This is a genomic window from Planctomycetota bacterium, from assembly GCA_033763975.1.
Classification (GTDB): Bacteria; Planctomycetota; Phycisphaerae; order Phycisphaerales; family UBA1924; genus RI-211.
Genome location: JANRJM010000019.1, coordinates 1 through 13,866 on the forward strand (window position 1 = coordinate 1; position 13,866 = coordinate 13,866).

12 protein-coding genes are annotated in these 13,866 nt (G+C 71.6%); 4 read left to right on the top strand and 8 right to left on the bottom strand.

Annotated elements, in window-relative coordinates; translation table 11 throughout:
- Positions 1–159 precede the first annotated feature (159 nt).
- Positions 160–2,355: a polyribonucleotide nucleotidyltransferase gene (pnp, locus tag SFY69_13455; GenBank protein ID MDX2133048.1), complete on the bottom strand. Its 2,196-nt coding sequence runs from the start codon at positions 2,353–2,355 to the stop codon at positions 160–162.
- Between the two features lie 256 nt (positions 2,356–2,611).
- The gene (rpsO, locus tag SFY69_13460; GenBank protein MDX2133049.1) at positions 2,612–2,881 is read right to left on the bottom strand and encodes a 30S ribosomal protein S15; all 270 of its coding nucleotides are present in this window, start codon (positions 2,879–2,881) and stop codon (positions 2,612–2,614) included.
- A gap of 183 nt (positions 2,882–3,064) precedes the next feature.
- Here rpsO and queG point away from each other — a divergent pair, with 183 nt between their 5' ends.
- A complete protein-coding gene (gene queG / locus SFY69_13465) occupies positions 3,065–4,123 on the top strand; it encodes a tRNA epoxyqueuosine(34) reductase QueG (GenBank protein MDX2133050.1) in 1,059 nt (352 codons plus the stop codon).
- On the opposite strand, the gene SFY69_13470 is transcribed toward queG, so the two are convergent.
- The 3 genes from SFY69_13470 to SFY69_13480 are packed head-to-tail and all read right to left on the bottom strand — an operon-like array spanning position 4,065 to position 8,258.
- Positions 4,065–5,348, bottom strand: coding sequence for a hypothetical protein (locus tag SFY69_13470; protein MDX2133051.1), 1,284 nt, complete (start codon positions 5,346–5,348; stop codon positions 4,065–4,067). The two genes, queG and SFY69_13470, sit on opposite strands and share 59 nt — an antisense overlap.
- Positions 5,345–7,408, bottom strand: coding sequence for a tetratricopeptide repeat protein (locus SFY69_13475; protein MDX2133052.1), 2,064 nt, complete (start codon positions 7,406–7,408; stop codon positions 5,345–5,347). The genes SFY69_13470 and SFY69_13475 overlap by 4 nt, the downstream gene beginning before the upstream one ends.
- Before the next feature lie 10 nt (positions 7,409–7,418).
- Positions 7,419–8,258, bottom strand: coding sequence for a glycosyltransferase family 2 protein (locus tag SFY69_13480; protein MDX2133053.1), 840 nt, complete (start codon positions 8,256–8,258; stop codon positions 7,419–7,421).
- A gap of 27 nt (positions 8,259–8,285) precedes the next feature.
- Here SFY69_13480 and SFY69_13485 point away from each other — a divergent pair, with 27 nt between their 5' ends.
- Together SFY69_13485 and SFY69_13490 are read left to right on the top strand one after the other, a co-directional pair.
- The gene (locus tag SFY69_13485; protein MDX2133054.1) at positions 8,286–9,254 is read left to right on the top strand and encodes an MBL fold metallo-hydrolase; all 969 of its coding nucleotides are present in this window, start codon (positions 8,286–8,288) and stop codon (positions 9,252–9,254) included.
- A gap of 24 nt (positions 9,255–9,278) precedes the next feature.
- Positions 9,279–10,004: a hypothetical protein gene (locus SFY69_13490; protein MDX2133055.1), complete on the top strand. Its 726-nt coding sequence runs from the start codon at positions 9,279–9,281 to the stop codon at positions 10,002–10,004.
- Between the two features lie 54 nt (positions 10,005–10,058).
- Here the strand turns inward: SFY69_13490 and SFY69_13495 are convergent, their stop codons facing one another.
- Complete coding sequence (locus tag SFY69_13495; protein MDX2133056.1) at positions 10,059–11,468, bottom strand: dihydrolipoamide acetyltransferase family protein; 1,410 nt, start codon at positions 11,466–11,468, stop codon at positions 10,059–10,061.
- A 125-nt stretch (positions 11,469–11,593) separates the two neighbouring features.
- Between SFY69_13495 and SFY69_13500 the strand changes: the two genes are divergently transcribed.
- On the top strand, positions 11,594–12,412 hold the full coding sequence (locus SFY69_13500; protein MDX2133057.1) for a GNAT family N-acetyltransferase: 819 nt from the start codon (positions 11,594–11,596) through the stop codon (positions 12,410–12,412).
- Here SFY69_13500 and SFY69_13505 read toward each other — a convergent pair.
- Entirely contained in the window at positions 12,409–12,768 is a 360-nt protein-coding gene (locus SFY69_13505) for a hypothetical protein (protein ID MDX2133058.1), read from the bottom strand. The two genes, SFY69_13500 and SFY69_13505, sit on opposite strands and share 4 nt — an antisense overlap.
- 10 nt (positions 12,769–12,778) lie before the next feature.
- Positions 12,779–13,777: an alpha-ketoacid dehydrogenase subunit beta gene (locus tag SFY69_13510; GenBank protein ID MDX2133059.1), complete on the bottom strand. Its 999-nt coding sequence runs from the start codon at positions 13,775–13,777 to the stop codon at positions 12,779–12,781.
- Positions 13,778–13,866 lie beyond the last annotated feature (89 nt).

The following is a 13,866-nucleotide window of genomic DNA, read 5'->3' on the forward strand; positions in this document are numbered from 1 at the left end:
CCCCCCCCCCGCGATGTGTCAAGGGGAAACTGTGGGTGGGCAAATGAAAAACCCGTGTCCAAGGGGACACGGGGGTGCAGCTGTGAGCATGGCGGCCCGCGGATTTGTCCAGCGAATCGCAGCGGGGAAGTCCATAGCCCGCTGCGGCAAAGGTCGAACTCAGGCCTTGGCCGGGGCCTCGGGCGCCTTCTTGGTCTTGGCCTCTTCCTGCAGCACGGCCTTGCGCGAGAGCTTGATGCGACCCTGCTCGTCGACGTTGATGACCTTCACCTTCACCACGTCGCCGAGCTTCACGACGTCTGACACGCTCTTGACGTAGCCGTCGGCGAGTTCGGAGATGTGGCACATGCCGTCGGTGCCGGGGGCGAGCTCGATGAAGGCGCCGAAGTCCTTCATGGAGACGACCTTGCCGGTGTAGACGGTGCCGACCTTGATCTCCTCGCAGAGGGCCTCGATCTCGGCGCGGGCGCCCTCGATGGTCTCGGCGTTGAAGCCGGCGAGCTGCACGGTCCCGTCGTCGTCGACGTCGATGGTGACGTTCCAGCGCTCCTGGATGGAGCGGATGGTCTTGCCGCCGGGCCCGATGAGCTTGCCGATCTTCTCGGGGTCGATGTGCAGGGTGATGAGGCGCGGGGCGAGGGGCGAGATGTTCTCGCGCGGGGCCGCGATGATCTGCTCCATGGTCTCGATGATGTCGAGGCGGCCGAGGCGCGCCTGGTCGAGAATGGTGCGGATCTGGTTGATCGTGAGCCCGCGCGTCTTGAGGTCGAGCTGGATGCCGGTGATGCCGGCGCGCGTTCCGGCGACCTTGAAGTCCATGTCGCCGAAGAAATCTTCCTCGCCGATGATGTCGGTGACGAAGATCTCGTTCTGGTCGTTGTCGTCGGCGAAGCGCCCGACGGAGATGCCCGCGCAGGTGGCGCCGATGGGGACGCCCGCGTCCATGAGGGCGAGGCACCCGCCGCAGACCGAGGCCATGGACGACGACCCGTTGGACTCGGTGATGTCGCTGACGACGCGGATGGTGTAGGGGAACTTGTCGGCCGGGGGCATGATGGCCAGGAGCGAGCGCTCGGCGAGGGCGCCGTGCCCGATCTCGCGCCGCCCGGGGGCGGCGATGCGCTTGACCTCGCCGGTCGAGAAGGGCGGGAAGTTGTAGTGGAGGGTGAACTTCTTGCTGTACTCGGGGATGAGCCCGTCGATGATCTGCTCGTCCTTGCCGGTGCCGAGGGTGACGGTGCAGATGGACTGGGTCTCGCCGCGCTGGAAGAGGGCCGAGCCGTGCGTGCGCTGGAGGATGCCGACCTTCCCGCCGATGGGGCGGATCTCGGTGGGAGCGCGCCCGTCCGCGCGCACGCGCTGCTGCACGATGAGGCGCCGGGTGACCTTCTCCTCGAGGCGCTTGAACGCCTCCTTGGCCATGACGCGCGCCTTCTTGCTGGCCTCGTGCTGCGCGACGGTGCCGTCGCCGACGATCTTGAAGTGCTCGTCGAGCACGGCGGAGCGGAGCTTGTCGACCGCCTCGGACCGCTCCTTCTTGCCCTTGATCTGGCGGGCCTTGGTGAGCTCGGCCTCGGCGACCTGCGTGACCTTGGCCATGATCTCGGGGCTGGGCAGGTAGCTGGCGCCGTCCTTCTTGGGCTTGGCGCACTTCGACGCGAGGTCGTTGATGAGGCCCAGGATGTCCTTGATGTGGGCCTCGCCGAACTGCAGGGCCTCGAGCACGCCGGCCTCGTCGACCTCGGCCGCCCCGACCTCGATCATGTTCAGCCCGTCCTTGTGCCCGGCGAGCACGACGTCCATGTCGCTGTACTCGAGCTGGGACACCGTCGGGTTCACGACCAGGCGCGGGCCGTCGTCGGTGTGCAGGCGTCCGACGCGGACCGTGGCGAGGGGCCCTTCGAATGGGATGTCGGAGATGGCGAGCGCCGCGGACGCCGCTGTGCCGGCGAGCACGTCGGTGTCGTTCTCCTGGTCGTGGCTCAGCACGAAGACCTGGATCTGGACCTCGTCGATGAACCCGTCGGGGAAGAGCGGCCTGATCGGGCGGTCGATCATCCGCATCGTGAGAACTTCCTTCTCGCTGGGCGGGCCCTCACGCTTCTTGAAGCCCCCGGGGAACTTGCCCGCCGCGGGGGTCTTCTCGCGATAGTCGACCGTGAGGGGGAAGAAGTCGATGCCCTCGCGCGGGCCGGCGCGGACGACCGTCGCGAGGACCGTGCTCCCGCCGTAGTTGGCGAGCACGGCGGCGCCGGCCTGCTTGGCGATGACGCCGGTCTCGAGCGAGAGGATCCGCCCGCCGATGTCGCGTTCGACCCGGATCAGGCCCTGGTCGGGATTCTGCGCTACTGCCATGTGTACGATTCCTTAGACGTGGCCCTCTGAACGAGAACCCGGCGCGGGCGCGACCGGAGTTCGGTCCGCACCCACGCCCTTGGCCGAGTGTGATCCCCGGCGTCCCACAAGGAATCTGCGAGAGGCAGAAGGCATGATGCAGGCAGGCCGTCCTGACTGCACCGTGCCCACTGCCGCTCCGCTCGATGTGGGGGCGCCGGGGTGCCCCAAAAACCAAGCCGCCCCGGGGCGGTGTGCCGCGCCGGGGCGGGAACGATTACTTGCGAAGCCCGAGTCGGGCGATGAGCGCCTGGTATGCGTTCGGATCTGTCTTCGCGAGGTACTTCAGCAGGCGGTTGCGCCGCCCGACCATCATCAGGAGCCCGCGCCGGGAGTGATTATCCTTGGCGTGCGAGCGCAGGTGCTCGGCGATCTCGTTGATGCGCGCGGTCAGCATCGAGATCTGCACTTCGGGTGAGCCCGTGTCCGTCGGATGACGGGCGGCGGACTTGACGATCTGGGCGCGGTCTTCGGCGATCAATGCCATGGTTGGTTCCGTCTCGACAGTGTTTCGTTAAACATCCATGATAGGCCCGGGGCGCGGCACGTTCCACCACCAAGGACCCGCCGCTACAGTCTCGTCGTCGTGAGGCCCCCTCGACCAACGCTGGGCCCCCTCGGGGGAGCCGGATCGCAGCAACCGACAAGTTCTCCACGAGAACGCGCCGACGTGGTTCTCCGGGCCTGCGCCGACGAGGGATTCTCCCTGGCCGGCGTCGCCCCGGTGCAGCCCAGCCGGTGGGCCGCCCATGTTCGCGAGTGGCTCGCGTCCGGCAAGCACGGGAGCATGTCCTACCTGGCCGAGGAGTTGCAGGTGCGCTTGGATCCCGGGCGGGTGATGGAGGGCACCCGGGCGTTCGTGGTGGTGGGGGATCGTTACGCCGCCCGAGGCGGCGCCGACGCGCCCCAGCGGGGCCAGGGTCGAATCGCCCGGTACGCGCGGGGGAAGAACTACCACGAGGTCATGAAGCAGCGCCTGCACCGCGTGGCCGACCGGATGCGGGTCCGCTTCCCGGGGTCAGACTTCCGCACGTGCGTCGATACGGCGCCGCTGCCGGAGCGTGAACTGGCGTTCCTGGCGGGGCTCGGTTGGATCGGGCGCAACACCATGGTGATCCATCCGCAGGGGGGGAGCTACCTGCTGCTGGGCGTGATGGCGACGAACCTGGAGCTCGAGCCCGCGTCCCGCCCCATGGACGATCACTGCGGGACGTGCACGCGCTGCATCGAGGCGTGCCCGACGGGGGCGATCACGGCGTACAGCGTCGACGCGTCGCGGTGCATCTCGTACCTGACGATCGAGCGGCGCGGGCTCGTGCCGCCGGACTTGCACGCCGGGATCGGCGACTGGATCTTCGGGTGCGACGTGTGCCAGGAGGTGTGCCCGCACAACTCGGCGCGGGCCGGGCAGGGCGACGACGCCGTGCACAGCGCGTACCGCTCGGACCGGCGCGGGCTTGATCTGCTGGCGGTGCTGGGGTGGGACGAGTCGGCGCGGCGCGAGGCGTTCCGGTCATCGGCGATGAAGCGCGCGTCGCTGGCGATCATGAAGCGCAACGCGCTGATCGCGGCGGGGAACGTGGTGGCGCGTGGGCCCGAGGACGATCTCTCGCGGGCGCTGCGCGAGCGCATCGCGGCGATCGCGGCGGGCACGGGCGAGGAAGAGATGGTCACGCAGACCGCGCGGGCCGTGCTCGATCGGCTTGCGGGCTCTCCGCCCGGCGGATGAACGCCTTGGCGAGCAGCACCACCCCGAGGCCCACGAGCAGGTAGGGCGTCTCGCGTTCGACGAACCCCATCCAGAAGAGGGGCGACGCGATCGCGATCGCGCCCGCGAACACCAGCCACGTGCGTTTGTCGGGGGCGGGACGCATCACGCCCCCGCCCACCACGGCGAGCAGCACGTACGCCGGCGCGACGAGCGAGTAGAAGCCCATGAACACCCGGTAGACGAGCTCGAAGAGCGAGAGTTTCGAGTACGTCCAGCCCGCCGGGACAAGGAAGCCCGCCAGGGCGAGCACGACGGCCAGCGCGACCGCGCCCCACGCGATCGCGGCGCCGGCCGGTGGCGGGCCGGCGGCGGCGCTGCGCAGGTGCAGCACCGCGGTGAACGCGAGCTGGGCCCCGATGTGGGCGCCCACCAGCGCCGGCAGGCCGCGCTCGGGGTGCACGGGATCGGCGCCGAGCAGCGCGGGCGTGTACGCCCACGTCAGCGCGAGCATGCACGGGAACAGCAGCAGGAACCCGTACAGAAACGCCTGCGTGCCGGCGCGACCCGGCAGTGACTGGCGCGCGGCGTGGAACGTGAGATCCAGGTACGGGGACAGCGCGAACCCGAACAGGCTGATCGGCGCCAGCACGAGCAGGTCGAGCACGCCCTCGGTCGGCGCCGGGAGCGGCGCGGGCGGCCTCGCGGGGGCGGGGGCGTTGAGCCACGACAGCACCAGCACCAGCGACACGCTCCAGAGAATCGCCGACGCCGCGCGGCGCAGGCTCGGCTTCCCGCCGACGGCCAGAAGCCCGGCGACGACCCCGAGGCCGACCCCGCCCGCGAGGTAGAGGCGATCGACCGATGCCCAGCGCAGGAGCGAGACGAAGAACCACACCTGGAAGATGAGCGTGACGAGCGAGAAGACGCGGGCGGCGAGCGCGTGGCGCGAGAGCAGGCGTTCGCTGGAGCCGCGCCGCCAGAGCATCACGCCCATCGCCGCGGCCCCCAGGCAGTTGGGGATCGCGAAGATCGCGAACGCCCACGGGCCGAAGTCGCGCCGCAGGATCACCGGCAGGTACATCCCGATGCACCACGTCCACGAGCAGGCGAGGAACGCGGCATAGCCCGCGATGCGCGTCCACTCCGCGATGCGCGCGCCCGCCAGGGGCGCGCCGGCGTTGGGCGCGGGCGTTGACGCGTTGCGGGCGCCGTCGGCGGGATGTGGTGCGGGGGCGCGGGTCATTCGCGGAGTCTCTCCCCTTGCGCGTACCGAGCCGCGAGTTCACGGCTCTGGGCCGCCGCCTCCGGGGTGTTGTAGCGTGCGTGCAGCGCGGCGGCCTCTGACGACACGCGCGACGCGTCCGCCGCCCGCCCCGATTCGGCCAGCGCCGCCGCGAGCGTGTCGAGCAGGTGCGGATGTCCGCCCCCGATCTCTACCGCACGCGAGGCGAGCTCGACGCCCTCCGGGCCGTTGCGGGCGCTGTCGTCCGGCGCGGTCGAGAGCAGGCGTGCGAGCATGTTCAGCACCGCGACGTCGTCCGGCACGCGGCGCAGGCCCTCGCGCAGGCTCGCGATCGCGTCGGCGTGCCGCCGCAGCCCGCGCAGGCTCGTCGCGACCCCCAGGTGCGTCCACGATAGATCCGGACGCAGCGCGCGGGCCGCCTCGAACTGCGACAGGGCGTCGGAGTACCGGGCGTACCCCAGGTACATCTTCGCCAGCCCCAGGCGGGCCTCGAGGTGACGCGGTTCCCGCGCCACCGCCCCCTCGAACAGCGCCAGCGCGCGCTCGATCTCCCCCTGCAGTTCGAGCACCGACGCCAGCCCGACCGCGGCCTCGACGTTCGCCGGCGACAGCTCGAACGCCCGGCCGAACGCGCGGGCCGCGGTCTCGATGTCGCCCGCGTCGCGCGACGTCGCGCCCAGGAACAGCCACGCGTCGGGCCAGTTCGGGCGGAGCTCGACGGCCCGCTGGTAGTGGGGCAGCGCCTCACGCACACGCCCGGACTTTGACAGCCCTTCCGCCAGCGCCAAGTGAGCCGTGTAGTTGTTCGGCGCGACCTCCACGCCCCGCGTCCACATCGAGACCGCGTCGCGATAGACCCGCGTGTCGCGGAACGAGAGCAACCCGCACGCGACCAGGGCGAGTGCCGCGCCGGCGGCGATCGGCGTCGGGTTCAGTCGCGCGGCGAGGTGTTCCCCCGCGCGGGCCGCGGGCAGGAACAGCCCGAACGACGCGAGGTATAGGAAGTGGTCCGAGACGGGCGTCACCGCGAGGTTGCCGAACGCGATGATCCCGAGCGTCGGGCCCAGCAGCAGCAGGAAGTGACCCGCGCCCCATACCCACCACCCCGACACACGCCCGCGCCCATGCCCCACGAGCAGCGCGACGCCGGCGAGCGCGCTGACCCCGAGGGGCAGCCACCACAGCAGGCGGGCGGCGTCGACGCCCCACGGGCCGTACGCGGGCGAGAGTCTCCAGGGCCACGCGAGGTGCCAGAGATACGCCCACGGGGCGGCGCCGGCGATCTGGAGCCGCTGGGCGAGGGAGGGGATCCAGTCCGGGCTCTGGCGATCGACGAACTTCTGCTCGAAGAGGTAGGTGATGACGCCCAGCGCGACCGCGGCGATGAGCATGGGCACGATGCGGGCGATGCGTCCGCCCCAGGTGGTGCGAAGCACGAACGTGTCGAGGAGCACGAGCGCGAAGGGCAGCCCGATGACGGCGGTCTTGGCGAGCATCGCCAGCACGAACGCGAGGAGCGAGACGGCGTACCAGAGCGCGACGCGGGTGGATCGCGCTGAGCGCACCCAGGCGAGCGCGGAGGCGAACGCGAATGTGCCGCACAGGGTGTTCTTGTGCTCGGCGATCCACGCGACCGACATGACCTGCGTCGGGTGGATGGCGAAGAGCGCCGCCGCGAACAACGCCGCCCACCTGCCCAGCCCCAGTGCGCGGGCCAGCGCCAGGCAGAGCACGGCGTTCAACGCGTGGAGCACGAGGTTGACGGCGTGATACCCCGCGGGGGCGGCCCCGAAAATCGCGTGCTGCACGTAGTACGACGTGAACGTGAGCGGGTAGAACTGCTCGGTGTCGCGGGTCGTCCAGATACGGGCGAGGGCGTCGGGGGCGTGCATCAGCGGGTTGTTCAGCACGTACGCCGTGTCGTCCCACCCCGTCCAGGAGTTCCGCAGCGCGGGCGACAGCACCAGCAGCGTGCCGATGAACAGCGCCACCGCGGCGGGCGCGAGCCGCCATGTGCCGGCGGCCGGCGGGTGTGTCGGGCTGTTGGAAAGCGGCTGCACGGGGTTCACTCTACTCGGGCGGCGTCGACCGAGAACGCGGGGGATCGTTCGCCCCGGGCGGCGTGGGGCGCTCGGGCTCCGGGGGCACGCTCGCCCCCCGCCCGGACGCCCCGCCCCGGATCGTCGCACGCAGCGACACAAGCTCACGGAAGGCGCGGGCGATGACCCGCAGGTTCGCGCCCGTGGCGCGCCCGGCGCGCCGGGGGTGGTGCGAGACGTCGCGCTGCACCACGCGCAGCCCCGCGCGCCGGCTTCGCGCCAGCAGTTCCGCGGAGATCAGGGCGCCGTCCGACACCAGCGGCAGCGCCCGCAAGAACGCGCCCGGAAACACCTTGAACGCGCAGTCCACGTCGCGCACGCGCAGCCCGAACGCCGCGTTCACCGCCAGCGTCCACCCCCACGCGTTCAGCCGGCGCACCGGCCCTTCGGCGCGGCGTGCCCGGCGCCCGATCACGACGTCCGCGTCGACCAGATGAGCGAGGAATCCCGGGAGTTCGGCGAGGTCGAACTGCCCGTCGCCGTCGGTGTAGAAGACCCAGTCGGCGGTGGTGGCGGCGAAGCCCGCCCGCAGCGCCCCGCCGTACCCGCGCGAGCGCGCGTTGTGCACCACGCGGACGCGCGCGTCGCGCCGCGCCAGGTCGTCGGCGATCCCCCCGGTGCGATCGGTGCTCGCGTCGTCGACGAGCACCACCTCGAGCACCGGCGCCGACGCGCCGCCCCAGCGCAGGGCGCCGTCGACGACATCGGCGACGGCGTCGGCCTCGTTCCGGCACGGCAGCACGATCGCCAGCGAGCGGACGGGCACGTCGGGGCGGGGGGCGGGCGGCGGGGTGCGGGCGGCGCGATCCATCTGGGGCCGCAGGCTATGCTCGCGCCCATGAGCGATGCGCGATACGAGTGGAAGTTGCTCCGGGCGGGTGCGTTCCGTCTGGACGCGGGGTCGATGTTCGGGCTTGTGCCCCGGACGGTCTGGAGCCGGTCCCTGCCGGTCGACGACCGTGGCCGCATGGACGTGCAGCACAACTGCCTGCTGCTCTGGCGGCGTGAGGGCGACGCGACGCGCCGGGTGCTGATCGAGACCGGCACCGGCGACAAGATGGACGACAAGAACCGCGACATCTTCGCGCTCGAGAACCGGTCGATCACCGACGCCCTGCGCGAGGCCCAGACCGAGCCCGAGCAGATCGACGCGGTCGTCGTCTCGCACCTGCACTTCGACCACGCCGGCGGGCTGACCCGTCTGGCTCGCCCGGGCGAGACGCCCGAGTGGACGGGCCCGGGGGCCGCGGGCGTCATCGGGGTGGTGCGGACGTTCCCGCGTGCCCGGGTCTACGCGCAGGCGCGGGAGTGGGAGGACGCACTGGCCAACCGCAGCGTGATGACGCGGACGTACTTCCGCGACCACCTGGAGCCCGTGCGCGATCAGATCGTCACCGTCGATTCGCCCCGCCCGTTCGCGACCGGCTACACCCCCGGGCGCGCCGAGCGCCCGCCAACGCCGGTCGCGATGCGCGAGACAGAGATCCTGCCCGGGGTATCCGTGTTCCTGACGCCCGGGCACACGTGGGGGCAGCAGGCGGTGCGCTTCACGGACGCGCAGGGCCGCACCGTGGTGTTTACGCCCGACGTGATGCCCACGACGCGTCACGTCGGCGCGGCGTACAGCCTCGCCTACGACGTGGAGCCCTACACCAGCATGGTGACGCGCGGGTGGTTCCTCGACGAGGCGGCCCGGGGAAACTGGCTCCTCGTGCTCGATCACGACCCCGTCACCCCGTGCGTTCGCGTGCGGGCGAACGCGGGCGGGTGGTTTGATCTGATTCCGGACGCCGCCGACGGGACCTAAACTCGGGCGTCCGAGAGGATCCACGTGCCCGACGCCACCGACGCCATCAGCCCGACCGCTTCGCCCGCGCCCGATGCGGCGGCGATGGCGCGCGAGGCGGCGGACGAGCAGGCCGTGCAGCGACCCGCGCCCACGACGACCATGTCGCTCATGGACCGCGTGGAGGCGTACATCGCGCGGCTCTCCTCTCGCAACCACTTCTGGCACCGCGTGTGCTCGCTCATCTGGCTGCCCTACGCGTTCAAGAGCGGGATCCGCATGAAGCGGGTCGACGACACGACCTTTGCCGCCGAACTCCCCTTCCGCCGCTTCAACCGCAACTGGTACAACGCGATGGCCGGCGCCGCTCTCCTCGCCAACAGCGAGATCGCCGGGGGCATGTACATCTTCGCCCGCACCGGCGGGGGGTACAGCATCGTGTGCAAGGAACTGACGTACAAGTTCCTCCGCCCCTGCTTCGGGCCCGCGCTCTACCGCGTCACCCCGCGCGACGACATCGAGAAACTCATCGCCTCGGGCGCCGAGTTCAATCTCACCGTCGATCTCGAGATCGTCCAGCAGGCGCTGCTCCCCCAGGCGCTCGCCAAGAAGCGCAAGAAGGACAACGTGCTCGCGCGCCTCGCGGCGAAGGAACGCCGCGTCGGGCGCTGCGTCGCGACGTTCCACCTCACGCCGACCACGCAAAACAAGGCGCGGCACGGGCACGCGCGGGCGGTGGGTCGCGGGTCCGAGTACTCCAAGGGCTCGTGACCGCGCGGATGCACTAGGGCGCGGCGCGGGGCGAGAGTGTCCCGCGGAGCGTGACTACCCGCGCGCGGGCGTCAGCAAGTCCTCGGGCTTCTGCAGCAGCGCGATGATCTCGGCCAGCGCGAGCGCCGCCGTCGCGCCGTCCACCACGCGATGGTCGCACGCCAGGCTGAGGGGCAGCAGCAGCCCGACGCGGAACGAGCCCTTGCTGACGACCATGCCCTCCTTCGCGCGACCGACGGCGAGGATGCCCGCCTCCGGGTAGTTGATGACGGGGGTCGCGAAGCGCCCGGCGTGGCTGCCCACGTTGCTGATCGTGAACGTGCTCCCGCTGAGCTGCTCGCGCGAGGCCGTCCGGTTGCGGGCGCTCTCGGCCACCGCCGTCACGGCCCGGGCGATCTCCAGCACGCCCATGCGGTCGGCGTCGCGCACCACCGGCACCATGAGGCCCGTGTCGGTGTCGGTCGCGATGCCCAGGTGCACGCTGCGGTGCTGCATGATCGACGCGGCGTACTGCTCGTCCTCGGGCTTCTCGTCCACCGTCGCGTTGAGCGCCCGGAAGCGGGCGTCGCTCAGCACGCGGCACACCGCCGATGCGACGAACGGCAGGAACGACACCTTCTCGCCGCTCGCGCCGGCGAGCTTGCGCCGCAGCCCGTCGAGGGGCGTGGCGTCGGCCTCGTCCATCACCGTGAAGTGCACGCACCGGTCCATCGACTCGCGCAGGCGGTTCGCGATCGTGCGCCGCACGCCCCGGAACGGGATGCGCGTCACCTCGTCGGGCCCGGCGCTGGCCGCCGGGGCCGCACGTTCGGGCGCGGCACGCTCGCTCTGCGGCACGCTCGCGCGGCTGGGCGCGGGCGAAGCAGCCGGCGCTGACGTCGGGGCGGCGGTCGTGCGCGCCGGTGCGCCCTGGCCCGCCGCGGCTCGGACGTCCTTCTCCAGCACGCGCCCGCCGATGCCCGAGCCCGGGACGCGATCGATGTCGACGCCCAGGTCGCGCGCCAAACGCCGCACGACGGGCGTGGCGAGGGCCTTCCCGCTCGGGGCGTTCATCATCCCGACGACCGTTCCGTCGTCGGCGGTCCGCTCGGGGGGATCGGTCACGACGTCGGCCCGGGGCGCCGCGTCCGCGTGCGACCCGTTGGCGCTGCCGCGCGACGCGGGCTTGGCGGCCTTCTCCGGGGGCTTCTCAGAGGCGGCGCCCGCGGCGGGCTCGTAGTTCACGAACGGCGCGCCGACCTTGATGATCGAGCCCGGCTCGCCGTGCAGGCCCGCGATGGTGCCGGCGCGTGGGCTGGTGACCTCGACGAGCGCCTTGTCGGTCTCCATCTCGGCGAGCACGTCGAGCTCGTTGACGGTCTGCCCGACCTCGACGCGCCACTTGATCAGCTCGGCCTCGGCGAGGCCTTCGCCCAGGTCCGGGAGCAGGAACACGTTCGGGTCTTTCGAAGCCGCATGCGCCATGATGAACCTCGTAAAAAGCCGCCGACGCGGGGCGGGGCGGGACAAGCACGTAGTCTAGTGCCCCGGGGCCCCAAGTGGGAGTGAGCGTTGGCGTGCGCCGGTCGGCCGACCGGTACACTGTCCCCGTGCGCTCGCTGCGAGACATCGCGCTGATCGAGGAGCAGCGCCAGGCCGCCGGGCTGGCCGCCGTGGCGCCCGAGTCTCGCGCGCTCGCCGGGGGCACGGTCGCCCGGGGCGCGCCGGGCACGTGGTACAACTCCGCCGTGGGCCTGGGGCTGGGCGCGCGGGTGTCCGACGCCGAGATCGACGAACTGATCGCGTTCCACGAGTCGCACGGGGTCGAGCCCCGCATCGAGGTGTGCCCCTTCGCCGACGAGACGCTGGCCCGTGGGCTGGCGTCGCGCGGGTTCGTCGTGCGCCAGTTCGAGATGTGCTTCTTCCGCGAGCTTGACCCCGCGTCGCCCGCCCGCCCGCTGGTCGAGACGCCCGCCGGCCTCGAGATCCGCGCGGTGGACGTGCGCCGCGACGACGAGGTGCGTGCGCACACGATGGTCGCGGTGTCGGGGTTCATGCCCCCGGGCCAGCCCATCGCCGAGGAGTTCCTCGAGTCGTGCGCGCGGGCGCTGCGTCACGAGCGGACGATCGGCGTCGGGGCGTGGCTCGACGGGCGCCTCGTGGGCGCGGGCGCGATGGAGGCAACCCCGCCCTCGGCCGGGCTCTTCGGGCTCAGCGTCCTGGCGGAGTATCGGCGCCGGGGCATCCAGCAGGCGCTGCTCGCGTGGCGATTGAACGAAGCCGCCCGGCGGGGGTGCCTCATCGCGTGCATCGGCTCGCTGCCCGGCGCGGGCACCGAGCGCAACGTCCGGCGGATGGGCTTCCAGTTGGCGTACACCAAGGTGGCGCTGGTGAGGCCCGGCGAGGGGCTGACGCCGGTCGCCGGCTAGCGAGCCCGGCGCGTGACGCGCCACGCGGCGTGCGTCGCGCCGATGCCCAGCGCGCACGCGGCGAATCCCGCGCCGCCCCGCAGCAGCCGGATGCGCGTGCGTTCGCCCGGCGAGAGCGCCTCCCACGAGCGCGTGACCTCGGCGCGGCGCTGCGCCGTGATGTACCGCCCGATGGGCAGGTCGTTCGACGTCGCGACGATGGCGCCGACGCCCGCCGCCGCGAGCGCGCCGAGCAGCCAGATCGCCGCCCAGGGAACGTCACGCCGGTGCGCGCGCCACGCGCTGAACGCCGCCATGCAGGGGAGGATGCAGGCGACGAACACCCAGCCTCGGACGAGCAGGTCGTGGAAGGTCACGCGCGGCGCCCTAGTACGCGAGGCACTGCATGACCGCCTCTTCCACGCGCTTGGCGTCGGGCAGGTAGTGCTGCTCGAGCTTGTAGTAGGGCATCATGACGTCGAACCCCGCGACGCGCTGCACGGGCGCCTTGAGGTGCAGGAAGCAGCGCTCCTGCACGACCGAGGCGATCTCGCCGCCGAAGCCCGCCGTCTTGGGCGCCTCGTGCACGACCACGCACCGCCCGGTCTTCTCGACGCTCCGCACCACCGTGTCGGCGTCGAAGGGCGAGATCGTCCGCAGGTCGATCAGTTCCACCGACACGTCCTCGGGGAAGTGGTCGAGCGCCTCGTTGCACGTGTGCAGGCACGCGCCCCACGTGACGATCGTCAGGTCCGTCCCTTCGGCCACGACCTTCGCCTCGCCGATGGGGATCGTGTACTCCTCCTCGGGCACGAACTCGCGGTGCGAGCGGTACACGCGCTTGGGCTCGAAGAACACCACCGGGTCGGGGTCGCGGATCGCCGAGAGCAGCAGCCCCTTGGCGTCGGTGGGCGTGCTGGGGATGACCACCTTGAGCCCGGGCGTGTGCGCGTAGATCGCCTCGGGCGAGTCGCTGTGCAGCTCCGGCGCGTGGATGCCCCCGCCCCAGGGCACGCGCACCGTCATCGGCACCGTCACGGCCCCGCGCGAGCGGTTGCGGTACCGGGCCGCGTGGTTCACGAGCTGGTCGAACGCCGGGCCCAGGAACCCCTCGAACTGGATCTCGGGCACCGGGCGCATCCCGGCCATGGCCAGCCCGATCGCCGTGCCCATGATGCCCGACTCGGCCAGGGGGGTGTCGATCACGCGATCGGGCCCGAAGACCTTCTGGAGCCCTTCGGTGACGCGGAAGACGCCGCCGTTGAGGCCCACGTCCTCGCCCAGGCACACGACGCGCGCGTCGCGCTCCATCTCCTGGTACAGCGCCTCGTTGATGGCGTCGACGAGGGTGAGGCCCTGCTTGATCATCTGCTCGGTGCGAGGCATGAGAATCTCCGATCGAAATGGCCAGATCGCAAAGATGCAAAGGTGCAAAGCGAGGGAACCGTACGAACCGGGCGACAAGGGACAGTGGA

Bases quoted from the DNA above. Each gene is read 5' to 3' on its own strand.
- pnp (MDX2133048.1), bottom strand. From the start codon at position 2,355: ATGGCAGTAGCGCAGAATCCCGACCAGGGCCTGATCCGGGTCGAACGC.
- rpsO (MDX2133049.1), bottom strand. From the start codon at position 2,881: ATGGCATTGATCGCCGAAGACCGCGCCCAGATCGTCAAGTCCGCCGCC.
- SFY69_13470 (MDX2133051.1), bottom strand. From the start codon at position 5,348: ATGACCCGCGCCCCCGCACCACATCCCGCCGACGGCGCCCGCAACGCG.
- SFY69_13480 (MDX2133053.1), bottom strand. From the start codon at position 8,258: ATGGATCGCGCCGCCCGCACCCCGCCGCCCGCCCCCCGCCCCGACGTG.
- SFY69_13485 (MDX2133054.1), top strand. From the start codon at position 8,286: ATGAGCGATGCGCGATACGAGTGGAAGTTGCTCCGGGCGGGTGCGTTC.
- SFY69_13495 (MDX2133056.1), bottom strand. From the start codon at position 11,468: ATGGCGCATGCGGCTTCGAAAGACCCGAACGTGTTCCTGCTCCCGGAC.
- SFY69_13510 (MDX2133059.1), bottom strand. From the start codon at position 13,777: ATGCCTCGCACCGAGCAGATGATCAAGCAGGGCCTCACCCTCGTCGAC.